This window comes from Paenibacillus sp. FSL R5-0345 (assembly GCF_000758585.1).
Taxonomy (GTDB): domain Bacteria; phylum Bacillota; class Bacilli; order Paenibacillales; family Paenibacillaceae; genus Paenibacillus_AQ.
In genome coordinates this window covers 3,494,044-3,519,871 of sequence record NZ_CP009281.1, presented here as the reverse complement: position 1 = coordinate 3,519,871, position 25,828 = coordinate 3,494,044, and the positions used below count along the sequence as shown (strand labels likewise).

15 protein-coding genes, 4 pseudogenes and 1 other annotated feature are annotated in these 25,828 nt (G+C 42.3%); all 19 genes and pseudogenes read right to left on the bottom strand.

Annotation, left to right across the window (positions count from 1 at the left end; translation table 11 throughout):
* Positions 1–44: 44 nt before the first annotated feature.
* Positions 45–269: a binding site (T-box leader), on the bottom strand.
* A 169-nt stretch (positions 270–438) separates the two neighbouring features.
* Positions 439–2,160 (bottom strand): ABC transporter ATP-binding protein, encoded by a 1,722-nt coding sequence (locus tag R50345_RS30315; RefSeq protein WP_052414612.1) that lies wholly within the window; start codon positions 2,158–2,160, stop codon positions 439–441.
* Positions 2,157–3,938 (bottom strand): ABC transporter ATP-binding protein, encoded by a 1,782-nt coding sequence (locus R50345_RS15450; RefSeq protein WP_042127952.1) that lies wholly within the window; start codon positions 3,936–3,938, stop codon positions 2,157–2,159. Before R50345_RS15450 ends, R50345_RS30315 begins: the two co-directional genes overlap by 4 nt.
* 648 nt (positions 3,939–4,586) lie before the next feature.
* Positions 4,587–4,784 (bottom strand): annotated as a pseudogene (locus R50345_RS15445) (rhodanese-like domain-containing protein); the annotation flags it as partial.
* Positions 4,785–4,941: 157 nt separating this feature from the next.
* Complete coding sequence (locus R50345_RS15440) at positions 4,942–5,211, bottom strand: metal-sensitive transcriptional regulator (protein WP_042127950.1); 270 nt, start codon at positions 5,209–5,211, stop codon at positions 4,942–4,944.
* Positions 5,212–5,233: 22 nt separating this feature from the next.
* A pseudogene (locus R50345_RS30835) lies at positions 5,234–5,593 on the bottom strand (TSUP family transporter); the annotation flags it as partial.
* A gap of 134 nt (positions 5,594–5,727) precedes the next feature.
* Positions 5,728–7,230 (bottom strand): annotated as a pseudogene (locus tag R50345_RS15430) (alpha/beta hydrolase family protein).
* A 332-nt stretch (positions 7,231–7,562) separates the two neighbouring features.
* Positions 7,563–7,781: pseudogene (locus R50345_RS15425) on the bottom strand (shikimate kinase); the annotation flags it as partial.
* 268 nt (positions 7,782–8,049) lie between these two features.
* On the bottom strand, positions 8,050–8,553 hold the full coding sequence (locus tag R50345_RS15420; protein ID WP_042127947.1) for a DinB family protein: 504 nt from the start codon (positions 8,551–8,553) through the stop codon (positions 8,050–8,052).
* 852 nt (positions 8,554–9,405) lie between these two features.
* Complete coding sequence (locus R50345_RS15415) at positions 9,406–10,173, bottom strand: ABC transporter permease (RefSeq protein WP_042127945.1); 768 nt, start codon at positions 10,171–10,173, stop codon at positions 9,406–9,408.
* Positions 10,170–10,943 carry an ABC transporter permease gene (locus R50345_RS15410; RefSeq protein WP_042127943.1) on the bottom strand — a complete coding sequence of 258 codons (774 nt, stop codon included), beginning with the start codon at positions 10,941–10,943 and terminating at the stop codon, positions 10,170–10,172. The genes R50345_RS15415 and R50345_RS15410 overlap by 4 nt, the downstream gene beginning before the upstream one ends.
* Entirely contained in the window at positions 10,940–11,662 is a 723-nt protein-coding gene (locus R50345_RS15405; protein WP_442950193.1) for an ABC transporter ATP-binding protein, read from the bottom strand. The genes R50345_RS15410 and R50345_RS15405 overlap by 4 nt, the downstream gene beginning before the upstream one ends.
* 83 nt (positions 11,663–11,745) lie before the next feature.
* Positions 11,746–12,753, bottom strand: coding sequence for a HAMP domain-containing sensor histidine kinase (locus tag R50345_RS15400; RefSeq protein WP_042127938.1), 1,008 nt, complete (start codon positions 12,751–12,753; stop codon positions 11,746–11,748).
* A complete protein-coding gene (locus R50345_RS15395) occupies positions 12,750–13,427 on the bottom strand; it encodes a response regulator transcription factor (RefSeq protein WP_042127936.1) in 678 nt (225 codons plus the stop codon). The genes R50345_RS15400 and R50345_RS15395 overlap by 4 nt, the downstream gene beginning before the upstream one ends.
* Before the next feature lie 716 nt (positions 13,428–14,143).
* Positions 14,144–14,695: a riboflavin biosynthesis intermediates N-glycosidase gene (locus tag R50345_RS15390; RefSeq protein ID WP_042127934.1), complete on the bottom strand. Its 552-nt coding sequence runs from the start codon at positions 14,693–14,695 to the stop codon at positions 14,144–14,146.
* 2 nt (positions 14,696–14,697) lie between these two features.
* Positions 14,698–15,585, bottom strand: a complete 888-nt coding sequence (locus R50345_RS15385; protein ID WP_042127932.1) for an NUDIX hydrolase — start codon at positions 15,583–15,585, stop codon at positions 14,698–14,700.
* 26 nt (positions 15,586–15,611) lie between these two features.
* Positions 15,612–16,622 (bottom strand): AAA family ATPase, encoded by a 1,011-nt coding sequence (locus R50345_RS15380; RefSeq protein WP_042127930.1) that lies wholly within the window; start codon positions 16,620–16,622, stop codon positions 15,612–15,614.
* A complete protein-coding gene (gene pnuC, locus R50345_RS15375; RefSeq protein ID WP_042127928.1) occupies positions 16,619–17,299 on the bottom strand; it encodes a nicotinamide riboside transporter PnuC in 681 nt (226 codons plus the stop codon). The genes R50345_RS15380 and pnuC overlap by 4 nt, the downstream gene beginning before the upstream one ends.
* A 626-nt stretch (positions 17,300–17,925) precedes the next feature.
* Entirely contained in the window at positions 17,926–24,702 is a 6,777-nt protein-coding gene (locus tag R50345_RS15370) for a stalk domain-containing protein (protein WP_042127927.1), read from the bottom strand.
* A 110-nt stretch (positions 24,703–24,812) separates the two neighbouring features.
* On the bottom strand, positions 24,813–25,754 hold the full coding sequence (locus R50345_RS15365) for a hypothetical protein (RefSeq protein WP_042127925.1): 942 nt from the start codon (positions 25,752–25,754) through the stop codon (positions 24,813–24,815).
* Between the last annotated feature and the right edge of the window lie 74 nt (positions 25,755–25,828).

The window sequence follows — 25,828 nt, the reverse complement described above, 5'->3', positions numbered from 1 at the left end:
CCTTATTCTCAATTTAAAATCCAAAGAAAAAAACCTATTGCCTACAAAGAGGCGTTAGGTTTTACCAAGCGCGGTACCACTCTTCTTGATTCGTGCTTGAATAAAACGAATCATCTTTGGACCCGATAACGGGGTTAGCCGATAAGACTTAATAATATTCAGTCTTATCACTCATGGGTGAGTTGAGGAACCTGTACACTGTCTCACACCTCCCGAAAGTTCTCTGAGCAACAGGTATATCCCTTAATACTCCCAATCTTTGCGTTTTGATAATATTTATTCAAGCTTATAGTTAACAATATCTTCCTGTCAATAACCCTTCGATCTTTTTCTTTCGGTTGATGTCCAACCTTAGTTAACTAAATGTAGCGCTGTTTGACTCGATCTATGAGGCGATAGTTTAATGCGCTTAACATATTTTTATCTGTCGACTTGGCATTAATCTTGATAGATATTCTCTTGAGTGTCCACAAGCTTCCGATAATATCCCCCCAAAGCCATTAACACACTATGTCCACCTTGTTCGACCACATGCCCATTATCCATAACCAATATAAGATCGGCATCTCGAATCGTGGATAAACGATGTGCAACAATGACTGTGGTTTTTCCGAGCCTTTCTTGTCTCAATGCAGCTTGAAATTTTCTTTCCGTTTCCAAATCCAAAGCGGATGTCGCTTCGTCCAGAATTAAGACTTCTGAAGGTCTCAGCAATGCCCTAGCTAGAGCCACTCTTTGGCGCTGTCCACCTGAGAGTGTAATCCCTCTCTCACCAATAATAGTATCGAGCCCATTCAATAGAGAGTGGATAAAAGATTCCAGTTGAACTATTTTTAGCACCCGCATAATGGCTTCATCACTTATTTCTTGCCCCATTAGCAGGTTTTGGCGGAGGGTGTCATGGAACAGATAGGGCTCTTGAAGTACGATGGCCGTATTCATTTTCCAATCATCATAATCCCATTCTTTCAGAGGAATACCGTTTACAAGAACGTTGCCTTCCCCAGGGTCATGCAGCCCGAAGAGGATACCAGCCAGGGTTGATTTTCCGGATCCGCTTCCGCCGACGATTCCGATGGTCTTCCCTATAGGCAATTCGCACTCAATCTCGTGCAAAGCATCTGATTCCTGTTCCGGATAGCGGAATGTAATCTTATCAAGATATATTGTTTGTACACCGCTTTTAAGACGCCGCTCCCCCGATTTCTCAATGGGTTGTTCGGTAAATTTCATAATTCGTTCCACATGCGTTAAATGACCTATTATATCGGTTCCCGAATCGAATAAAGCAAGGACCGTTGATAAATATTGCGTTCCAAAAATATAAGTGACTACAAAGACACCTATCGACATTTGGCCATTATAGACCATATAAGCGCCATAGAAAAATATGAAGAGTAACGTGACCCATTCCAGTCCCTTACTCCATATGAGCTTTTTATTATTAGTCCGGACTTCTTGCATGCTATGATCGTAGTATTCTTTAAATAGGCTATTGTATCGTGACGAGTCCCATTCATCCAGATTATAGGCTGTAATTTCTCTGGTAGCAGATACCCCCTCTTCCAAACAGACCCCTAATTTATAACGGGCATCCCAAACCTTCTTCCGGGCTTCTTTTGTTTTAATTCCATATAAGTATCCCAGCCATACATAAATAATCGCAGTAAGAATACAGATGAATAGCATTTTGGGGCTAACCCAGGCAATGAAAATAATCAATGCAAGGCTTAACGTCAAATTTTGAATAAAATTCCAGAGACGATCTGATAAAGCGAATGGAACCAGATGAAGTTGCCATAAAAACAAACTCACCATATCATTAATACGTTCTCGTTGGATTCTCAGGATTGACACCTGATTGATATAACGCAGGAGCCATCGAGACATGTCCAGACGAAGTCTAGAATAATTTTGAAGGGATACGTAGGGACTTAGAAATGTCAATGAGGCATGCAGAATATAGCACGCACCGATAATCAAGATTGTTGAACGGAGGAGATTCATATCTCCCTTAACAATTACATCGTCAATTAACTGCTTTTGGTAAAAATTTCCCCCAAACTGAGTGATGATCTGGATAACGGTTAGAATCAGTATTAGGACCAACAATAGCTTCTGCCGCTTTAGATATGCCCATGTCCATTTGAAGTATTTCATGCCATGTCCCCCTGCCCCTTAACAAGTTGGAAGAATTCACCACACGCATCTATCAATTCTTGATAGGTTCCTGATTCAACGATCTTTCCGCCCCTTAGATAAACAATAACATCATAATCTTTAATCGTTGAGATTCGATGGGCAACTGTAATCATGGTTCGGTTCTTCATCAAGCGCCCTATGGCATCCGTTACTTCTACTTCATTAATATTATCCAAAGCGGCAGTGGCTTCATCCATCAGCAAAATCGAAGGGCTTTTTAAAAATAAACGGGCAAGGGATATTCTTTGTTTTTGCCCTCCTGAGAGTATGACTCCTCTTTCCTTTACCAGGGTGTCATAGCCTTGCGGCAAGCTCATGATAAAATTGTGGGCAGCAGCCGCTTTTGCAGCAGTTACCACCTCCTCGTCACTAGCTTGAGGTTTTCCGACCAATATATTCTCTTTGATCGTCGAGCCGAACAGGTAAGTTTCTTGAAAAATAATACCCACCTCTTCTCGCAGCTTCCAAAGTGGCCACCTTTTGATGTCGACCTGATCAATGGTAATTGAGCCTTCTTTAACGTCATAAAACCGAGGAATCAATTTCAATAAGGTAGATTTTCCTTCTCCGCTAGGACCAATAATAGCAACTCGTTGCCCGGCTTTAATGTCCATTGAAATCTCTTGTAACACGTCGGCTTTACCTTTATACGCAAAACCAACATTGTGAAATGTTACATTCCCTGCAACTTGTTCGATCACAGTGGGACTCTTGTCCTCTGAAATTTCAGGTTCCAGCTGATGAAGAGAATATAAACGTTCGATTTGCTTCAGCATGGTTCGCTGTTCGGATGTCAAAACAATAAAGGAGGTCATATTCTGCATAGCTATAAAAAAGTAAAGCAAAAAAGCAGAAATTTCACCTACGGTCAAGATGTTGGAGTTATGAAGGTAAACGGCATAGAGCATAGTTCCGATAGCTCCGGCATATTGTGCTAAGCGTCGGAGTGACGTCCGGAGGTTTTGGTAAGAAAATGAGCGTAGCAATGTTTGGTTATGCAGGAGAACCGCAGATTCACTCCGACGGTTGCCCCACAGTTCAGCTGAATTAATCTTGAGTTCCAACTGAGAAGACAATGTCTCATAAACGGTCTGATACAAATGAACCCTCTGGTCTCCCCACTGTTTCCCGTAATCGGATACTTTCTGATCCAATTTGGAACCGAACAAATGGTAAATAAGAATCGTTGGGATAAGAATAAGTGTAAGGCGAACACTCATCGTGCTCATTAAGAAGATCGAAACGGCGCTGAACAGTCCAGTACGTATGTATTTTGGGAGCAGCTCCCTGTAGTATTTTTGAAGGGAATCTACCTCCGTCTGTAATAAACCTATACTTTCTCCAACCGGATGTTCCTCAAAATAAGAAAATCCCATGCCCTTTATTTTTTGATAGACACTGTACTGAATATCTCTTGCAATATACTCTTGCATGCTTCTTTCCATGGTATTTTTTTTATATGATAGAAGAATGCTGACGAAGACCAATATCACCAAGCTGAAGATAGCGTAGATAATAAAATGCGGATTTCGTACAGGCAACACCTTATCAATGAAGATCTGTAGGGATTTTGGTAATAATAGCTCAATGATTGCAATAATGATTCCCAACAATACAGTCAGGGTAAACGTAATACGGTATGAGCTTAAATACGATAGAACCCATCTGTACATTTGCGAATAAGATTTATTGATAGCGGTTTCATTTTTAGTTTCTGGGTTAATTTGACCAATCATCAATGTTACTCCTGTCTATTTTCATATTTAAGAGGTTCAATGATTCACACATCGCCACTTGTTTGACGTTTACATTCAACCTCCTCTCATATATTAATAAAAATAACTATTAATGTATATAATATAAAACATGATAATGTATGTAATATATATCATTTATTGTATGTGAAGGATTGTAATATGAAGTGAGAAAGCTGATTTTGATCAAAAATAATAGCCCATGACTGATTCGTGTAGATTGAAGGTTATCACCTCATACCTACACAAGGAGAATCAGAACATGAACTATACTCACTTAGAATAATCTAACATAGTAGGTCATGAGAAAGGCAAAAAAATGATTGAAATCCAAACAAATTAAGTATTACCGGAGTTTCCGTCTGAGCGGATCCCCTTCCATTTATCTTCTTGTGGTTATTACAGCTCGCGATCGATAATTTTCTACCCAGGACATCCGGAGCCATTACAACCGCCGAATGATCCTGACCGGGCAGGGTATCGATTTCAGCCAGAGGAAGCAGCTCGGCAAGCTGACGAGCTGCTTCATGGATAAATGGCTCGCTGTTCTACAAAATGAAATGCTTAAAAACAGAGCCTCGCGCTGGGCACGGGGTTCTGTATTTGCTCATTGCTGGTGATTGTTATTATTTATTCACGAACCAATTTGTCAGCCCATGCAAGGAGACCGCCGGTCATATTAATAACTTTATATCCCTTAGCGTTTAAAAGCTCACAAGCCATTCCGCTGCGATTACCGCTGCGGCAGATCACGATTGTCTCACGTGCAGGGTCAAGTTCGTTCAGTCTCAAAGTCAGTTCACCGAGCGGAATATGCTTAGCACCTGCAACATGGCCTTCCTCTCATTCTTCGAGTTCACGAACATCGAGCATCGAGAACGACTCCCCTTGATTAAGACGCTTGGCTAGTCACTAGAGTTTATTTCTTTAAAAGTCATGCTGTATTCATCCTTCTGGTGTTTGATTATCTTTAGTCTTCCCGTGTTTATCTGCTTTTTACAAGTAATTCCACGGCTTCTTTGACCATTTTACCTGGATCGGGATTACCGTTGGCTTGTTCTTCTAAAATACACTGCTGCAAATTCTCCGCCACAATTTGAGCAAGCGCTCTGTCGGAAGCGTTACGAACCGCGGACAACTGTGAAACGACCTCTTTACAAGACTTGCCTTCTTCCATTAACCGCAGTACGCCGCGAATCTGTCCTTCGATTCTGCGCAAACGGGTTTTGATCTCATTTGGATAATTGTAATCCATAACTGTCATCTCCTCATATATACTATACCTGGATAGGTATAGTATAGAGCAAAACAATTAAATATACACCTAAAAGATCCATGATTAAAGCATATCTCAGTACCTTTACATTTATTTTAGCGCTGATTTTTGATCCCAATGGCGCATTGATCAAGCTGCCAATGACTGTAAATAGTGTCGGCCATAAAGGTATAGTTCCTCCCGAAATTTTACCAACCACTCCGCCAATGGCTGAAATAAAGACTATCGCCAGTGAGGAAGCAATGGTCGTCCGTGCTGGAATGTGGAGCAGAGTGAGTATGACCGGAATCAGAATAAAAGCGCCTCCAGCGCCTCCAAAACCTGAAACGATTCCGACTATAAAGGCGGATATAATCGCAACTTAGAAGAACCCTCTTTTGCACATAAAACGAACTTAATCCTCTTGGACAAAATAAAAACTCCCCCTCAGTAACGGTTTATATAAAACCTGTCTACATGAAGGGGGTTATCAATTTCGGTAGGCTGTTCAGTAATTTAAAATAGTGAAGTTACGAACTTCACCTCCGGAAAGCGGCTATCTGGTCCTTTCATTAAGATTCCGTCTTGATTTTTCAGATACATATCGAAGAAATTCAGCATATAGGTATTGGTAATGGAGTCCGCTCTATTGGGCTCAATCTTTCCCGTAATGCCCAGCATTTTGAAAATCGGAGAAATGAACTGTACGTCGGTAAAATTTAAATGCTCCGTATTTTCGATATAGAGGACTTGACCCCCTTCGTCGACCGTTTTGCGCATCCGTTCAAGCTCCAACTTTTTATCTTCCGTTACTTGATCCTCCCACTCTCTGGTTGAGCCCATACGGTTAATTTCTGCATCCGTGTAGACACGGTTATCCATCACCATTTTTAATTTTTCGAAATAGCTTTCCGAGTTGAGGAACAAAAACGGTTTTCGCAGACCCTCTCTTTCACGCAGACGATAAAGCCCTCCATCCAGGTCTATGCCAACCGCGATTCGCGGATCGTAAGCAGCGTCATAAGCCGTTGCTCCGCCGATAGAATGACCGAACACCCCGACATGGTCGAGATCAATCCAGCCTTTTAAATGACTTGGAATCTGCCCCGATTGGATAAGCTCGAATTGGTCCAGCACAAACACCACATCGTCGGTTAAAACTTTCCCTAACTTGTCGCGATTTCTGCTTTCCGTCCGATAATCATGGTCAGGCGAGAATAAGTCGTTGGTTGTGCTGGTCGTGATTCGACCGTCCGGAAACTCGGTTGCAAATGTGTTGTAGGTGTGGTCGATCATTGCCACGATATATCCGTGACTCGCGAGAGATTCGGCTTGCGACGTGTGGAGGAGCCTGGAAGAACCGTTGCCGGGATTCGCAAGGATCAGTGGGTATGAAGTCTGTGCCGTAGAGATTGCCGCCTCCGAATATGCATGACTGGATACGTACTTCAGGTGTTGAAAAGTAAACCCGGGAAGACCATAGTTCGCGGCCATATAACTTAAAATCCGCGTATCGGGAATAAAAGAAGTTCGCTTGCCACTTCCAGCTTGACTCGGATACCATACCTGAACCATTAACTCTCTTTTACCATCTCTTGCTTTATCAAAAATCTCTTCTCTATTGGTATCCACAAAATGAAACGTTTGCGTTCCTACCTTGAATTTGCCTGACAGTTCAGGGAGTTTAAATACAGGAAAAGCATACATGAGGACCGCTGTTCCGACCAGCATGATCGCTATAGCGGTATAAGCTGAACCTAACAGGAATCGAGGGATTTTTTGGAAACTGCTTTTTTTAAAATAACTATAACCTGAAATGGCTAAAAAAATGACCGTTATGCAATATGGGAAAAACAGCTGAACTCTGTATCCTTCCACCGTCCAATGAATGACCAGAAAAACTGCGGCGATCCCGCTTGCAACGCATACTGGAATTATACGCTGCCCTTTTTTTTATACAACTGTTAATACAAACAAACTGATGTTTGACAAATATAGCAATAATTCAAACAATCTCATCTCAAGTCTCCTTTGAGAAAGCTTTCATCTTCATTTGTTCCAATCTTTCCTGCCTGGCTAGCCTAACCTAACCTAACCCCCCTCCTTTTGCTGCTTCAGTATAAAGACGCTTTCTGAATCCAAAATGTATCAGTCTCGTTACTGTAAACTGCTCATTAGCTTAATGAAAAGGCAGCCGATCATTTGGTCGGCTGCCTTCGTGTATTGATTGAACTATCGTTCCCGTTAATTTAACAAGAATTGTTATAAAGCGAATGTATTTTTTATGATTTCAGCAACTTCACGAGCGTTGATTTTCGTATTGTTTATTCTCAAATAGTTTTCTTTTTTTATATCATTCCATACATATTACTGGCGGCGGTCGCTTCAAATATATCCTGACGGAATTTATTCGATAATCCCCACATTTCACGACTGAAGCCAAAATAAGGAGCCAGCAGTTCTATCGTCATATGGTTATGGAACAATTTCAAATCAGATATCATTTCCAGTTCATGCCCCACTGTCATTTTACCTACTGCCTGCGGACCAAATATCAAAACAAATTTCATGATATCACCACTTTTAGAAGTTATTTTAATAATGGTACCACAATTGATCAAGTTTTATTGCACTAAACTGCCCGTTAGTTGAACAAATAAAAAACGGTTGCCGAAGCAACCGCTATTCCACTAACGTTCCCCGTTAGTTCAATAGGATCAACAGTTTCAGTCCGATGGTATCCTCTTGTCTATGATTCAAGCCACCATTTTCAATCCAATGATAAAATACTTATAAATCCCACTGTAGCCAAAGGGCGAAAGCGGATATAATCTTACTCTAAATTACTGGAGGTAGCGCTCCGTACTCGGCCCACTGCTCTTTTGTCGGGCCGTAAAGATCCGGCACACGAAGGCCTGCCTGACGCATCAGGACTGTCATCTGACCACGATGATGAATCTCATGCTTTACGAGAATATCCAGCATTAAGCCGTTTGGCCATTGATCACCATACATATCGCTCATGATAAGCAGATTCTCATCTTTCCAACTGGACTGTATAGCATCAAGGAGCGCTTGTGAGGTCCTCTTATAGACTGACGCGATGTCTGCTGCCGAAGCTGGCACCGGCATATCTTCACCCGGTCCTTCGAAAGACAGTCCCGTCCGAGATGGCATTTCGTGCAACGTCTGTACAAGGTGCCATGCAACACGTCCAAGCGTTCTATGATCGCTTGTTATCTGTTGGCCAAGAGACTCGTCGGTCAGCACCTCCAGTGTCCGCATTGTTGCTTCCGTTTCATTCTGCCAAGTTGCGGCAAAATCTTTAATGTGTTTATACATATCCAACATCTCCTTTTTGTAATGGAATTAAGTTTATTATACCGAACACTAGTTCTCAAGTAAATATTTACATTTCCTTAAACTACCCTCGTTAACCAAATGAAGCTGCCGAAAAGCATTGCGCTAATCCCGAAATGTAATTAACTACGTATGTTTAATACGTTTGCTCATTTTGTTTACGCTAGCCTGCCCGTTAGTTGAACAAAGGGCTACCTCACTGCAGCCCTTTCATTATTGAGCTATCGTGTCCTGTTAGCTCAACGATTCTTTGGTTATAAAAAATCCAACATTTGTAGTAATTTTTTTCTTAGGATGGTGTGTAAGATTTTATAAGAAGATTATTTTTCCTGTTCCTAGAACTAATGAACACAAATCCCTTAACCCGTTTGGTTAAAGGATATTTGTGTTAGAGTTAAGTATATTAATTATTTCAACACTCGTTAACCCAGGCAATCAAATTATCGGTACTGGCTCCAGTCCGCTCAGCTGTTGTATGCGGCTGTTCTCAGATCGTTGTAAAATCAACATTTTTAACATTCGTAATAATCAGAAACATAATACATAGGATTGTTCATGTTGGAACGCCCTTCAGTCGTTGTCTCCAGATTGTCCATTTCAGCTAAATCTGTTGTGAAATCAGTAATATATTCAGCCTTCCAGTCAGCAAAGATTGCATAAGTATCTTTATTTTCTTCATGTAAAGCTGCTTTTATCTTATCCGCTGACTTAGTTTCATTTTGGTCCTCCCTGACTTAATTCTTCGCTTTCGCTCTTCATAAATCGCTTTAAGCCAATCCTTATCCAGAGGGGCAAATTCACTTCCTTATTTTTCCAAAATGATAAAACCTAAAATTAGGCATCTCGTTTACGATAAAATACAATAGCTACTGTAATAAAGCTCAGTGTCCATAACATTGAAATACCTGTCCCTTGCATTGGTGTAAGGACACTAATTTCATCAGAGGAAGACGGCATATACATATAAGCTCCTGCCGTATCCGGAAAATAATTTAAATAATTTTTAATAGTAGGTAGAAAAACTCTCGTTAATGGACTGACAATGAAATAATAACCAAGCAGTACCACTAAAGCAGGAGTGGTTCGTCTTAATAAAGCACCTATAGCTGCACTGAGAAGTGTGGTTAATGTTAGATAGCCTGTTGCACCTACTAATGTTGTTATCATTGTGTCTATTTCAATCACTACTGCTGTGTCTCTCATCATAATAAAAGTATAGAGTACACCTGATGCAGCAATAATAAACGCCACAGGAAAGGTTATAATCGCCAATGCCAAATGCTTCGTGGATAAATGAAACCCACGCCAAGGTATCGTAGTTAAAGTAGTTCGAATTTGTCCACCAGTATACTCCGAACAAGTAGCTAAGATACCAAGAATAATGAACCCTGCTTGAAGATATCCCATAGAAGCAAGTCCTATATTCAGTATACTTTGCGTTCCTGCTGTACCTTGTAGACCAGCAGAAGTAAAAGCTGCAGCTAAAGCCAAATTAAGAATAAATGTAATCATAAGAGTGAGCCATATCAATGGTAATGTAACTAATTTCTCCAGTTCAGCACCAAGGATTTGTGTTAATTTTCTACTAGATGAGACACTCATGCTGCAACATCCCTCCTATGGAATACAACAGCTGCAGCAATGAAAATAACGACTACCCAGGCAAACATGACTAAACCGCCTGTGAAGGGTGTGTGATATCTGTCTAATAAACTGCCTGTGAACGTGTCGCTTGTAAACATAAACATTTCTGCGCCAGCCCTATCCGGTAAGTAAAACGCCAACTTTGTAACCCTATAAAGCAGGACACTAAAGGACACAACGGATGAATTTATTATAAGTACAGCAAGCGGGATGATGCCATTTTTGGTTAGCATAGTAATCCCAAGTGCTAAAAGAGCAGTGAATGTCCAGTAACAAACTGCACCGATAAGTCTAGACCATTCAAATGCAGGGGCATATTCACCAAGAATAAGATGCGTTGCTGACACAGTTGTCATAATAGCAACAATACAAAGCAGTACGCTGATCACTGCCACAGCGCCTGCTTTTGCCAGCAAAAAATGAAATCGGGATGAAACAACCGTTAAACTTGTTGTAATCTGTTGTCCTCCACCAGATTCACTGCTCTCTGTCAAATACTCACTGCTGACAGCAAGCACACCAAGAATAATGACACCTTGCACACCCATAACTAATCCGATATAGCCAACTTCTGATAGCCGTGTGCTAACTCCAGCTATAATCTCCTCTTTTTCTGCTATGCTGTCCAAGGCAGCAATAAACGCTGGTGCAAACGCTCCAATGAGAAAAGCAAGCCAAATACCCGGTAAGGAGAATAATTTAGATAGTTCCGCATTAAATGCTCTCATACAACATCACCTGCATTATCAGATGTCAGGGCAAAAAAGGCTTCCTCCAGTGTGGAATGGTTACCTATTACTTCTTCCAATGTTCCATCTGCAACGATTGTTCCATGCTTAATAATCACCACGTCATCAACCGTCTCTGCAAGCTCTCCCATTAGATGACTGGATAATAACACCGTATTTCCAGATTCAGCACGTTCACGTAAAAATGTCCGAATCCACCGAATTCCTTCTGGGTCGAGCCCATTTACGGGTTCATCTAAAATCAATATTTTTGGATCACCAAGTAGCGCAGCTGCTATTCCCAGTCTTCTCCCCATACCAAGAGAATACTTCCCAACTCTTTTCCCGGCTGCATTAGTTAGTCCTACTATTTCCAAAACTTCCTCGACACGTGAGTTAGACAATCCTGCGGCACGAGCAATCCAACGCAAGTGTGCCCGTCCTGTTCGCATACGATGAGCTCCGAATCCATCAAGCGCGGCACCTACTGTTGCTAGAGGATTATGTAATTCTGCGAATGGTTTTCCATTGATTAGTGCACTCCCTGAGGTGGCGCGATCTAATCCAAGCAGGATGCGAAGTGTAGAACTTTTACCTGCGCCATTTGGACCTAAAAAACCAGTTACTCTACCTGGTCTAGCTTTAAAACTGATACCTGATAAGATTTCCCCAGTTCCACGACGTTTGACTAAGTTATTAATTGTAATCAACCATAACACTTCCTTTCTGTTATGGTTCTAATTATAAATAAGCAAAGTTACATCTCGGTTATCCTGCTGTTTACTTCTGGGTTAACTTTAGGTTAAGTTCTACCAATAGCTACTCTTGTCCCATCTTCATTTGATATAAAATCAGCTTTCAGCTTCATTTTTTTCAACATATAATTCGAAGTCGATAAACCAATTCCCACTCCACGTTCATAGGAAGAGTTATTCATACCTGGACCTCTGTCTGCAACAATGATTTGTTCTTTTTCTACATCAACCACAATATTTACATATTTCCCCTCTGCTGCATGACGAAGAATATTCTGAAATAAATTATCCAGAACCCGTGTCATCCATTTAGGATCTGCTTCCCAATAAAAAGTCTCATCTGTCGGTAAATCAACCTCGATCTGGATTTCTTTTTCTTCAAATACAGGATACCACGCAGCAACAGATGCTCTTACTAAACGTCCAATATCTGTTGAAGTGGGCTTAAAAGGATGTTTCCCTGATGTAAGCAATGTATAGGAAAGTAAATCATCCATTAGATCCCCCACTCTTGTAATCGTATGATTTATCTCTGTTAATGAGTTTTGTCCTTCTTGACTCATTGATTCTTTATTTAATCGGGTGACATGTCCTCGCAAAATGGTAAGTGGCGTTCGTAAGTCGTGAGATAAATTCGCTATGAGTCGATGTCGTAACAATTCCTCTTCATGTTCTCGCTTGCGACTGTCTTCAAGCTGCTGAATCATCCAATTAAAAGAACTCCCTAACTGGTCTATTTCATCCATACGATCACTTTGAACAAATATTGGTTTAGGAAATGAATTAATATTAGCTGAAAATGACATGACTTCCTGTAAGTGGGTAAGGCGTTTACGAAGTCTTAAGAAGAAAATCCAAGATATTACAACAAATGCGACAATAATAAAACCAAACAAAAGTAGTACAACGTAAAATAGATTTAACGCTTTCAGCTCTTCACCATTAATAGGAGATTCAATGAAAGCAGATAAGAAAATAAGTATAATTGGAGGCAAAAAGATAAATAGAAAATGTCCTTTTAGAAAATGACGAAATAATGATTTAGTCTGTTTCATAGTTTCACCCGATAGCCTATTCCCTTCAACGTTTCAATAATCTCTGGGGAATTTGGATGACGTTCCAGCTTTTGACGCAGTCGATGGATATGTACCATTAGTGTTTTATCACCAGTTATATATGTTTCTTCCCAGATGGCTTCATAGATTTGTTCTTTTGGTAAAACTTGATTAGGGTGGCGTAAGAAGTACATTAAAATATGATGTTGCTTCCCTGTTAATATAATTTCTTCTCCTGTGCGTTTGTCAAATACCATTTGGACTTCTGAATCTACTTCAATATAATTTCCTAATGAAATGCGTTCGGAATGTGTTCCGCCACTTCGACGGATTAGTACTTCTAATCTTGCAACTAATTCATCCGTATGGAATGGTTTCGTTAAATAGTCATCGGCAAATTGTAAACCTTCTACCTTATCATCTATCGATGTTCGAGCTGTTAACAGCAAAATAGGTACAGCAGGAGCTGCCTTTTTTAATCGTTTCCCCACAGTAAATCCGTCCAAACCGGGTAACATGATATCCAAAATAACGATTCCATACTGATTCACTTCTTTTTCGGCTCCATCACCAGAAAGCAGCCACTGAACCGAAAATCCTCGCTGTTCCAACTCTTCTTTTAGATAGCTGCCTATTTTCTCATTATCTTCAATGTATAATATCTTTCTTTTCAAGTAACATCCCTCTTTCTAAAATGAGTTCACTATCAGACAGATTAACCAATCAGGTAAATAACCAAGAGCTTCAATAGCGGCTTCGCCTTGCATTCTAATAACAACCTGATACTGATTGAGCCGGTCGTTTTACACTCCGTAGAACATTACAGAAATCCGCGAGCTCTTTCGAGAACAGTATAGATGAAAGTAAGAAAATTCCATAGTAAAAAAACACTGCATCCTTGGACCAGTGTTTTTTATAATTAAAAAGATTGATTTGTTTATACCAGCAAGATGATGAGTTTCCATTTTTATTATCTTCCGGAGTTGTATACACCCCCTATTAGCTTTATAAGACTTGATACGCGACCACTGAAAGGCGAGTCATGGAGAAAAACCTCGTTGCCATTGAATTTGCTTATTTATTCCTTCTGAGAAACTTACGCGGGGATAATAATCAAGCAGGAGTGAAGCTTTTGCAATATTTGCCGGGACTTCATTTAACAATTATAACAAGTTTACGGATTCGGTCCGCTCCGCTAGTAATTATGACTTCCACAAGCATAAGCTGCTTATTTTCAATAATGATCGACATTTTCTGTAGATGACGGGACGGTTAATGATCTCATACATTTTTTTAATATCCGAAATGTACATCACTCAATAATAACCAGGAAATATGAATTATTTTGGAAGTGAATTCAAGCGCCATCTCTGCTCGCCCTTGTAAAAATCTAACGTCGAAGCAACTCGTCTCGCGCTTCCGTTAGTGCGAACCCCAGCAGATTTCTGCCTCGCCATTTCACGGGATTCTCTGCATCTGGATTGGACTGGCCCATGCCGATCCCCCATATACAGTCCTGCGGGCTAGCTTCGACTAGGATACGGTTCTTCGTCGAGTTGAGATAATCGGTAAGCTTCGGATTTTGTGAAAATTTGGCCAAGCTGGCTCTTTTGACAATCCCGTAACATTCCTTATCCCAAATATCTTTGTCAAAGTTTCGGACTGCACGTCCAAAAGCCTTCATCTCCTTTGGATGTTTAGCTTTAAGGATGAAATCCAGTATTTCGTCATCACTGAACAACCTTGCCTTCTCGGCCATCATAAACTGCTCAGCACAGGAGTACTGCGTTCCCTCTACCGTAAACGGGCACATCCACCATTGGCTGAAGCAGCTTTTGTCGATGCTCCCGTTCTTAGGCGCTGTATGTCCCCAAAAAAACACGAATTTGAACTTTTTCCCCTCGTTATATGCTTTTCTTAACTCATCGATATTGTAAATCATCGTTAATCCTCCAAATTTCTCCGATACAAGCGGGAAGGCCTATGCCCCGCATTTTCGGTGTAATGATCGGTTTCCGCCACAAGATCAGCCACTTTACGCCGGAAGGCCGCCTTCAACAGCTCTTTATCCATAACTACCTCATAAACCTGCTGCAGTTCCGTTAGGGTAAAAAACTTCGGCATTAAGTGCAGTGCAATATCGGTATAATTCACTTTTCCCCGCAATCGCTCAATAGCGCATGCTATGATTTTCGCATGGTCGAAAGCCAATCCGTCATTCGATACGATCTCATAATCCGTGCCGGTCGATGTAGACTTCGCTGTCATAGTCCTCGCCACGATCGCCGAAAGTTCTATATCTTCACTGCTTAGTTTGAGTTCGCACTCCAGCCTCTTGATGTATCCGTCCTCAATCAGCTCTTTTTGCTCCCGCAGCGGCTTATAGGATACCTTGAACCAGGCGGCGTCAGCGGCGTCATCTCCCGCCTTAAGCTCCATCTTGTCACTGTTGATCAGAGCCATATAGCTGCAGCTAATCACCCACGTTCGTGGGTCACGCCCCATATCACTAAACGTATACAGCTGCTCCAAATAAACGTCTTCCACGCCGGTTTCCTCGCCAAGTTCCCTTACTGCTGCCTGCTCAGTCGTCTCATTCTGCCGGACAAAGCCGCCAGGTAGCGCCCATTTCCCCAGAAAGGGGTGAGCTCCACGGCGAATGAGCAAGATCCGCAACTCCTTTTCTGGCAGTTTGCGATAGCTATCCGCCTCTGTATCTATCACGGTGAAAATTACCATATCTACCGCCACCGAAGGCCGATCGTAATCCCCTGCCCTGTACTGCTCCAAAAATACGCGTTCCGTAAGTCCATCCTTATCCAACAAATCCAAGTGGGTTCGCCTCCATTATTATTGATTTAATCGTTCAACGTTCCAAAAAAGTTTCCATAAGGCTCAAACTTCGCCAGTACCTCGTTTACCTTGCGTATACGTTCCTCCAGACTCCCACGCAGCGTAATATAGGGAATCCGCCGCTCCTTTAAATCCGCCATAATCTGTTTATGAAAAATATGCCGCTTCTGATCGCCGCTGCGGTCCCATGTATCGTCGTAAGGAATATCGTCATCGCATAGGAAGAACAGATCATAACGTTGCGCGTTCTCCAGAGCGATCCGGGTTAACAGCTCGGGGGCCCGGCCATGGTAATCTAGGGCGAACATATACGTCGTAATTGCATTAGTATCGACGAACAGAAACCGGTTCGCCGCAAGAATTGCCTGTTCTTCTCGCTCCATATGTCCCACCGCGATTTCATCGAACGCTTCCAAGCCGATTCGGCGGTCCACCTGATGCTCTGTCCAATAATCGCGCCCGTATTCACTCGCAAACGTCGTGCAATAACTCCGTGCCAGTGTTTCGGTGATCGTCGACTTACCCGTCGACATCGCTCCAACGAATACCACTTTCGTGATCAAATCGCGGTACACGATATCACTTACGAACTCTCTGCACTTATATGGATCGGAACGGATCATCGTCGCTGAGATCGGAACCCGCTCGCGGGCTTCATCGACCCGCCGGTCTACCGCACCCAAAGCGAGACTCATATGTTCGCCATAAAACTCACTTGAGTAAAAATGCGTTACTTGCTCTCCGTTCAGTCGACCGAGTATATACTGTTCTTCCCGGATCTCATGCTCCCTAACATCCGAATACCCGTCCGGGCCATCCCAAGCTTCGATTACCCGGACTTTCGGATAAAGCCTGCGAATCCAGTTTGCCCGGACATGAAGCGGGATCGGTGTGACCGTCGTTTCGTAAATGACCACGATTAATTCATCGACCTCTTGTAGCGCCGTTTCGATCATGAACTGATGACCTTTATGCAGCGGGGCGAACTTTCCAAGTGTTAGTCCAAGCGTTTTCATACCGCCACCTCCTTCGCCCCTTTATTCCAAATATAGTACCCGTAAACTGCATTGACCAGATACGAGCTCCACATCACAATCATCAGTAAGCCTTCTCCGCTACCCTCCAGCGTACGAATCGTCCACAACAGCACTGTAAAGAGATTTAACACGATATAGACCAGCCATTGTTCCTTGAATCTTCGAACCATTAAGAAGGTCGCAATAACAGACAGCACCGTCGTAGTGGCGTCAATGTAAGGCGAGTTCTGTCCCGGAATGAACGAAAGCCCAAATCCGAGTAATAAACAGCCAATCACACAGACCATCCCAACGAGGAGCAGTCCTTTTAGATCCATCTGTCGCATGGTCAGCTTACCGTCTTCTTGACGGTTATTTTTCCACATGTAGAAACCAATGACATTCATAGGAACGAAGAATAGCAGATTCAGCATTACCTCTCCAAACAAACCGTTAATATAGGCCAAATATGCGTAACCGACAGTATTGTACATACCGAAAACATAGCTCAATAAGTTACCTTTTGCTGCAAGTACCACACATAACACTCCAGTAATAAAAACCGTGAATCCGAATAAAGAGTCCTTTGTAATCACCGTAAACCCGACAGCAATTGAGGTAAACAGCACCAACCACGAAATTTCGAACAGATTCCAGCCACCTGCCACCTTTTTCATCGTGCATCCCTCCGTTTTTTCACACATTCAAATAACAAAAACACAAATTATACTTAGTATCATTTTGTTAATAACATATTGTTACTATCAAAAATAACAGATAATCCTTCGAAGGGCAAGTAATTTCTTCCTATTTCCACAGGACAGGTACTTATGTATTGGTGATGGATTGTTAGGATCAAGAATAAGCCATTTGCTCTTGGCATATTTGAAGTCGTCGCTAGTAAGGTATACGACCCATCTTTTTAACCGGCGGAAGTTGGAGTTCAACTATGAGTAATGATCGATCTGTGATACAAAAAAAGCGTTTATGCATAAATACTCGGGCGTTTCTTGGCTAATGCAACTGATAGATATAGCAGATTTGCAGTAGTCGTAAAGTGCATTCTCTAAGTTTTTTCTGCTAATGAACATCCCTTCATGAGGACCAAATGTTTATTATCATTCAATAACAGTTTCTGCCCATTTCTAAACGAATGTAATATCCTTATATAATCGTTGTTGGTGAGGCAGTAATGGAATCATAGTAGACAACTCATATCTTTCTGAAACAAAATACACGAAACCCTCTAACATTGCAGTGCATGTTAGAGGGTTTCGTGTGTAGCTCCTAATGTTAGCGAATACTACTTCCTGATACTAATGGATTTCGTAGTATTATCGAAGAAAATATCTGCACCAAAATACTCAACAATGAAGCGTAATGGAAGCATAGTACGACCGTTTACTAGTTCGGCTGGTACATCCATTCCTTGTACAAGTTTACCGATCGCAATCGACAAAGTCTGACCTTCCAAGGTTATCATTACGGTTTTCGTAATGTTGTCCCAGCCTACCTTTGCGCCTAAGCTCTCAGCAACGAAGCGCAGTGGCACTAAAGTTCTGCCTTTAACTACCATCGACGCAACATCCATGTTCATTTCGATTCCATTTAATTTATACCCTTTCTTCCCTAGAGTAAGTTCTAATTTCACAGGTTCAGGCTTGGTTGTAACAAAGATATAGCCTAGCCCTTTTGCCGTGAAGGTAAATTTACCTGTCTCATGGTCATAGTTGCCACCTAAACGTTCCATGTTACCGTTCAATCTCAGCAAGACACCGCATAACATGCTAAAATCGTTAGTCGACAACTTCTCTTTTGTCAGATCAAAGGTTACTGGTATAAGTCCTGTATAATCCTTAACTTCCCGGTCATCCGCGAAGATCTTCAACTCATATCCCCGCCCTATAACTGCGTCTCCTTTATCTACAGGATTAATGACAACCTTCATCCGCTTTCCTGTATTCAACTGCTTCAATAATTCAGGGGACATTTCAAACGATACGGTGTCATTCGTTACGATTAGCGGTTTGTCGGCTTTAATAATCGCACCGATCGTATCGCTTTGAATCTCAAGCTCGTCTATTCCGGTTGACATCGTCAATTCAATAGGATTACCCTTCTTTAGCTGCTCTTTAATTGTAGCATCAATACGATCCGCTACCGGTGTACTGCTTTGGCCACCGGAACTTCCGCCATTGTTATTGCCATTATCGCCGCCGTTATTATTTGCAGTAATTACGATAGTTAACTCTATCGTATCCACGCCAGCATGATTGGAAGCCATAACGGTGAATTTGTATGTTCCCGGTTCAGTAGGCGCCCCTGAAATAACTCCCGTAGCTCCTTCTAAATTCAAACCAGCAGGTAAATAATTATCACTCACTGTCCAGGTAATCGGTTCGTCGCCGTATACCGCTAATGTTACCGTATAAGTTTCTCCAATTTTTCCGCTTGGCAGATTCTTAGTGATAATCTCCGGAGCTGTTTCAACTGGCATATCCTCTTTAATCTCGATGCTCAATACTCGCTTATCTATACCAAAATCATTCGTTGCTGTAACAGTGAATTCGTAAGATCCTACCTCTTGAGGCGTACCAGAGATAACGCCTGTTGCTTCATCTAGGTTCAAATCTACTGGTAAATCTCCTTCCTGGACCTTCCAAGTCATCGGATCACTGCCGTATACCGCTAATGTTACCGTATACGATTGTCCAACTTTGCCATTCGGCAAAGTCTTAGTGATAATCTCCGGAGCTGTGTCAGCTGAGACATCTTTAGTGATCACTATATTGAACGATTTCGAGTCACTTTCTGCGTTATTATTAGCTTGAACTTTGAATGTAAATTGACCCCATTGATCCGGTATACCCGAGATAACACCTGCATCTTCATCCAAGCTCAATCCTGATGGCAATTGACCATCTACAACAGCCCATTTGATCGGCTTATCGCTGTCAGTGGTAAGAACTGCCGAATAAGGTTGTCCTACCTTACCATCCGCAAGTGAATTCGTCGTAATCGTTGGCGCAGTACCTGCGTCATCAATCCATTTCGCATATAATTCAATATCGCTTGTAACAGGATCAGCAACGAAATTCCAGGCATCGTTTAATCCCGTATCTTGATACCAACCGCCGAAAACAGCTTTTTCTTTTGCCGGCGCTGTTGGCTCGGTAATTGTCCCGCCCATATCAGCGATCTTCATCGCAACTTCGCTGCCGCCATTGGAATCAAAAGTTACCGTATAAGGGTTGTGAGCGCCGATGGAAGGCGTTCTGCCGCTAAGTGGATTGCCGAAGAAGTCTGTTCTCTCCGTCATATGAGGCAGAGCGTTCGCGCGATCCACATATGGGCTCACAATCTCGGCACCTGCACCATAGGCCAGGTTATTACCGTCAGCAAGACGGAACCCGTTCATCGCACTGTAATCAAGCTTGGCGTCCACTGTTCCGCTGTTGGTAATCCAATGCTCCGGCGCAGATTTAAAATCATTTAATATAGAATTTAGTTCCTCTTCCGTTACATAGCGGTTGTCTGTTGCTGTTACACCTGCACCTAGATACCCGCTACCACCTGCGTTCATGCTGCCAAAAAGATTAGCTGGATATACAATGTTGTTCGTAAACCGTCCGGCTGCAAATGGAGCTGATGTCCCCCCGCCTTTCAGCCCAACCTGGTTGTTTGCCCCAGTGTAGGCAAAAATATTATTTTGGAAATAAATATGCAAGTTGGAGGCCGTCGGATCAAAGACTAACGAACTGCTATTCTTCAATGGCGTGACGATGACATTGTTATAGTATAAGCCGCTTAATTCCTCGCTCGTTGAAGAACCTCCCGCAAGTAATATAAGACTGTTAAAGCTCTTGTTAAAATCCGGGCTGCGACCGTCGTTCACACTGATGTTATAGCGAACGATATTACCCTTGGCAGCATTCATCTGTAAGTACCAACCACCATAGTTATTTCGGCTGTAATTGTATTCATACACATTGTCCTGACAATAGTTGTCAATGTCCCAAGCCATACCGTCATTACTTGCATGATAAGGGTTATCCACAGCTTCATTATAGCGGAAGATGGTGCCTTTACTTGCCATAATCCACGCAGCCGCATAGTTTTGCGAACCTAGATATGTTGGTGTTGTATTATTTGGTCCCCAGTTCGTAACCAGGTTGCCGCTCTTATCGCTTAAATAGCTGTAACCGTTGTCTGTGACCACATTCCGTTCCACAAGGGAGTTGTTCCCGCCGGACATTACAATGCCATCACCAACCGAACTAGAAACCCAGTTGTTTCTAAACACAGCGTTGGATGCCCAAGGATAGCTTGAGTTACTCCATGTAATACCTGTGTTATTAGTCCCTGGATTGCTTGGCCCGTAGGCATTATTGCGAATACCTTCGTTATCACAGCGAAGGGTTTTGTTACCTTCAACCAATATATCTACATAACCATTAATAATGATGCCGCCGGATACCTTATTTGCTCCATTTGCTTGGTGCAGCCCATTAACATCATGAACATAGTTATCACGAATGACGATTCCTTGCATACGAGCATCAGCATAATCTTGAATATTAAACTGACCTTGTCCCAGCTTGGAAATCCGTGACATTACAGCGATACCAGAACGTCCATCACCTGCTGAATTGCCGATGTTCGTTACTTCAATTCCACTGACTACCCAATAGTTAACGTCATATAACTCAATGGTTCCGTTTAAGGAAATGCCTGATGGGCTAGACCCAGTTCCTCCACCATTAATTACCGGGCGTTGGTTAGGGTCGGCTGTATTATATTTTGTAAGCGTAATCGGATTTCCTTCTTCACCATTACCGCGCAGTCTGATTTGTTCATTCCATACGCTATTAGCATCCAGATAAATGGTTGAACCTGGCATAAATACATATTCATTAATTTTGGAGATTGATTTCCACGCCGTGTCTGGTGTACGTCCATCTGCATGATCGTCACCGTTATTGGAGAAATAATAATCACGGACTTCAAGGGGTACAATGTTCAACTCAAATGTGATCTCGGCAGGATTCAGATTAAGTCTAACGGTATATTTCCCCGGCACAATATTATTTCTTGTAAATGAATCTTTGTTAATCTTCAATACATTACCACTAATTGTATAGTCTACATCCCGTTGCAGAGTAACAGTGCCGATCTCTACTCCAGCTAGATCCGTTAAATCAGGATTTACGGTGATTTTATAGTCATCCAGACCAATAACGTATGTGCTGTCTTCCAAGTGACTATACTCTTTAGGCAAGAGCTTTAGCGTAATAGAAGCTGTTCCGGTTTGGGCTGTTATTCCACTATCGACAACATATACGTCATCGATAAAGTGCCTATTCTGTATATCCTTAACCGTTCCAGGCTTGTTGCCCCAGTTCGTAGCAAGCTGCAATGCATCGATCTTGGAAATATTGTTCTTAACTAGGGTATCAAAGTTTCCGCCATCTGTTGATTGCCTTTGAATGTCTTGTCCATCGATTTTGTAAGTTGTTCCTGTTGGTGTAACGAACCATTGAAATTTATGCCAGCCTTCACTTCGCTTGACATCTACAGGATAGAATCTCCCAGATGAACCGGGTCTGACTGCATAATTGGTCAGATTTGCTGCCCAGTCTCCATCTCCATTACCATAATTTATTGCGATATGTTCATTGGACGATGGGGTTAAGCCAAAGACAGCGTGGTCATTGGAAGCCGCTCTGCCATCATCATAGTACCAAGCAGTAACGATTGTTGTTTTACCGGTTGCAGGGGCGTAATTATAGGTACCTGGAACAGTAGCCACCTGACCGGCGCCGCTTGATGTTGCGGCCTTACCTCCGGTACGGGACATCACATCACTGTGAACATATCCGTTCGCACCATTTGAAAATTTCTTCTCCCCTTCAAATCCATCGTAAAACATAGAGTCAGCCTTATTGAAGTAATCAACGCTCACTTGAACAGTGACCTCTTCGTTCCCTGTCGGAACATAACCTTTCTTAACCGTCACGAATCCGGCATCATCAACTTCAATCTTATCCTTGTCTTGATCCGCCGGGCTGAAGCTGATGTTATCAGCAACGAACACATCAGCAGTGTCAACGATTAACCGTGTTCTATCTCCTGCCCGTAAAGTATCGCTCTGGCGAATTAGTGCAATGTTGGCTGAATATTGTGCACTCTCACCAGATTCATCAGAGTCCAAGAATCGTGACGTTGCGTTGCCGTTTGCTTTTACTTTAAATGTATCATTTAAAGTCGGGGACAAAGCCGCATCATTGCTTGTTGCTGCAATCGGACTTCCTTTAGCCACTCCATTACTGTAGAGTTGAACCGAATAGGCAGAAGCGTTAGCGACGCGGTCCCATGCAGCGTATGTGCCGTTCCATCTGACATTTACCGGTACAGGCAATTTCTCGATCTTTAATATACCGGATGCTGCAACTTCTTCGCTGATGTCCCCCGCATTATTAATGACGATGGCTGTAACAGTGTAGTTGCCCACACCCAGTGCCCTTGCATATGGCAAAACATGATGCCTTTCATGATTGTTAGGCTGGTCGGGTCCCCCATTTTTCGATAAATAATAACCAACAGGTCCACCGTCTTTGAACAGTGTTACAAGGGTATCACCGTAATTGGAAGCGCCACTATAAATGCCCGTGTCTGAGTCAAGCGTCGGGTTAATTGGCGCATTCACCTGTGTATTGGTGGTTATCAACAAAGGTACAGCATTGGATTTCACCACAATTCCGTCTGCCGAAGACACTTCGCAATAATAGAAATTACCTTGTTGTGAAGCTAAGTCCACATTGGAAAGCGTTAATAACGCCTTATCAGCTCCGCTGATTTTTGTGCCGTTCAAGCCAGACTCGTCGTCAGATGCATACCATTGATATGATGAAGCAGCGGCTGATGCCGCAACGCTAAATGTTGCTGTCTCACCTTGTTTCACTTTTGCCGCTGTTGGCTGAGTGACTATTTCTAAATTTGGCAATCCACCAGGAGGTACCAAATTCAATGTTAATGTTCTGGTTCCTGTTGTTGTAGCCACATCTTTAACAACATAAAAATCGTCGATTAGATGTTTATTTTTAATATAAGTTTTGTTCCCAGACTGGTTGTTCCACCCTCCAGCTATTTTAGGCTGTATGGTTGTACCGCTTTTCATAGCTTTGTAAATATCACTTTGCGCTGAATCGGATATTAATGTTCCGTCTATTTGTAACGTCGCACCATTCGGTGTAATGAGCCATTCAAATTTATGCCAGCCTGTGGAGCGTGAAGCCCCGCTATCTTTCCAACGCTTGCCTGCTGTACCCGCTGATGATGGTGCATATGCCCATGTATATCTCGTCGGATTGTGAATAACATCAGCCTCTGAACTTTGATAGATCATCCCAGCAAAGGTAGCGTTTTTGCCATCTACAATAGCAAATTGAGTTCTATCCGTCGCTGTCTTCTCCTCATCAGGGTACGGGTCGAAATACCATGCCGTCATCTTATAATTGCTGCCTGCTGGCAATGCCACGTCTTGGGCTACATTTTCATTATTCGTATCACTCGATGGTGTAATCGCTTTCAATCCAGATCGAGACTGTGCATCGGACAGCGTGTATGACGTACCTAATTTACCAGTTGATGTCATCGGACCATTGTTGTTCTCGAAGTCCTCCATGAATAACACATCTGAATCATGGTAATAACTCGCTGTGGCTGTGATTGTCACCGGTATGCCCGGAGCACCAGACGACGCAAATGTATAATCGCTAGCTAATGTAATGTTCCCCTGATTATTAACTGTTAAAAGATTCGCATTGCTGGAATCATAACTCACCTCGTCAATAACCGCTCCTTTAACCAGACTGCTTAAAGGCGAACCTTTATAGGTAAGATTCACCCTGCCTGACTGACCTGCCGCTTGTGTCAATTCTAGTACAACAGAGTCAAAAGATTCGGCCCCTCCCGCAGCTGACACTTCAGATGAAGGTGCCAAGCCGAACAGACCAGGGAATGCCAACGTCGTTGCCGTAACTATCGACAAAGCTTTTTGCATCCATTTCGATCGTATCATCCCAAAATTTCCTCCTTTTGAAATTAATAAATTTATACTTTTATAAAAAATCTGTATCTATGAAAGTCTCAATAGACATAGATTCTTATAAACTTAAAAACATAACTATTCTAGTTCACTTCTAATTCACTGAATTGTTTACCGTTATACACGATCTTCAACTTATCCGTATTTGCAATTAACGCTCGTAAGTCAGATTCCGCCAATCCGTATATAATGGAATCTTTCACTTCTTCCAGTTTTAGCTTGGTGATTTCCGGTTTTGTGATTAATGAGGCAATGACATCCTCGTCCATATATTTACCGATTACTGTCTCACCTATAGCAGCAGCAGCTAATGACTCCCAGAACTTAAGAGATTCGGTATCTTCTTTGGATATATCCAATCGATTTAGCACTTTCTCTTCCTTAGCCTGTCCCGCTATCGCTAACGCGGCCGTTAATTTATCAGCAACACGAACATAATCCGCACTTCTTGATGCATACTCAACTTGCAGCTCGGCTTCGCTCATTTTCGTTTTTTTAACCTGGGTTTCTACCAAATCCGGCCAACGGGCGCCACTTATATATTGCATATATTGATATAAATCAAACTGAGGCAACCCATAGTAAGTCTCTCCTGAATCATCCATCTTAGCTCGCTTAACATTTTCATCTTCCATGTCGGTTTTTAGCTCATCAAAGCTTTTGTAAGGGGCGATCCCCCGCTCGTCTGCAATAAATTGCTCCTGCTTGGTCTTTAGCAATGCAGTCATCGCAGATTTCTTGACGTATTCAGATGGGGTTTCATGATTTTCGCCGTATTGACGTGTCCAGAAACTCTCATCTACTTGGGCTCCATAAGTTTTGAAGAAATAGTCTGTCGTTATAGCTCTTTGCTCTGTTACATAAAATTGAAATTCTTCCTCAGTTACGGCGTATCCATCCACTGTAAATATCCAACTTTCAGGCAGTTCCGCCTTTTTGTTTGTTAAGCCCAACACGAGGAATGTAAAAACAATCAGAGCGGTAAACAAGATTACCACTGTCGGTTTTCGTCTTTTAATCCCCATGACGCCCCCCTTTTCTAAAATTCAACCAAAGCCTATGGCAGTGACATTCGTCCCCGTTGTAGGAGAAGATTCCA

Coding starts and splice junctions, on each gene's coding strand:
- R50345_RS15440 (WP_042127950.1), bottom strand. CDS start 5,211: ATGGATTACAATTATCCAAATGAGATCAAAACCCGTTTGCGCAGAATC.
- R50345_RS30315 (WP_052414612.1), bottom strand. CDS start 2,160: ATGAAATACTTCAAATGGACATGGGCATATCTAAAGCGGCAGAAGCTA.
- R50345_RS15370 (WP_042127927.1), bottom strand. CDS start 24,702: ATGATACGATCGAAATGGATGCAAAAAGCTTTGTCGATAGTTACGGCA.
- R50345_RS15400 (WP_042127938.1), bottom strand. CDS start 12,753: ATGAAACAGACTAAATCATTATTTCGTCATTTTCTAAAAGGACATTTT.
- pnuC (WP_042127928.1), bottom strand. CDS start 17,299: ATGAAAAAGGTGGCAGGTGGCTGGAATCTGTTCGAAATTTCGTGGTTG.
- R50345_RS15450 (WP_042127952.1), bottom strand. CDS start 3,938: ATGATTGGTCAAATTAACCCAGAAACTAAAAATGAAACCGCTATCAAT.
- R50345_RS15410 (WP_042127943.1), bottom strand. CDS start 10,943: ATGAGAGCATTTAATGCGGAACTATCTAAATTATTCTCCTTACCGGGT.
- R50345_RS15390 (WP_042127934.1), bottom strand. CDS start 14,695: ATGATTTACAATATCGATGAGTTAAGAAAAGCATATAACGAGGGGAAA.
- R50345_RS15415 (WP_042127945.1), bottom strand. CDS start 10,173: ATGAGTGTCTCATCTAGTAGAAAATTAACACAAATCCTTGGTGCTGAA.
- R50345_RS15380 (WP_042127930.1), bottom strand. CDS start 16,622: ATGAAAACGCTTGGACTAACACTTGGAAAGTTCGCCCCGCTGCATAAA.
- R50345_RS15420 (WP_042127947.1), bottom strand. CDS start 8,553: ATGTATAAACACATTAAAGATTTTGCCGCAACTTGGCAGAATGAAACG.
- R50345_RS15365 (WP_042127925.1), bottom strand. CDS start 25,754: ATGGGGATTAAAAGACGAAAACCGACAGTGGTAATCTTGTTTACCGCT.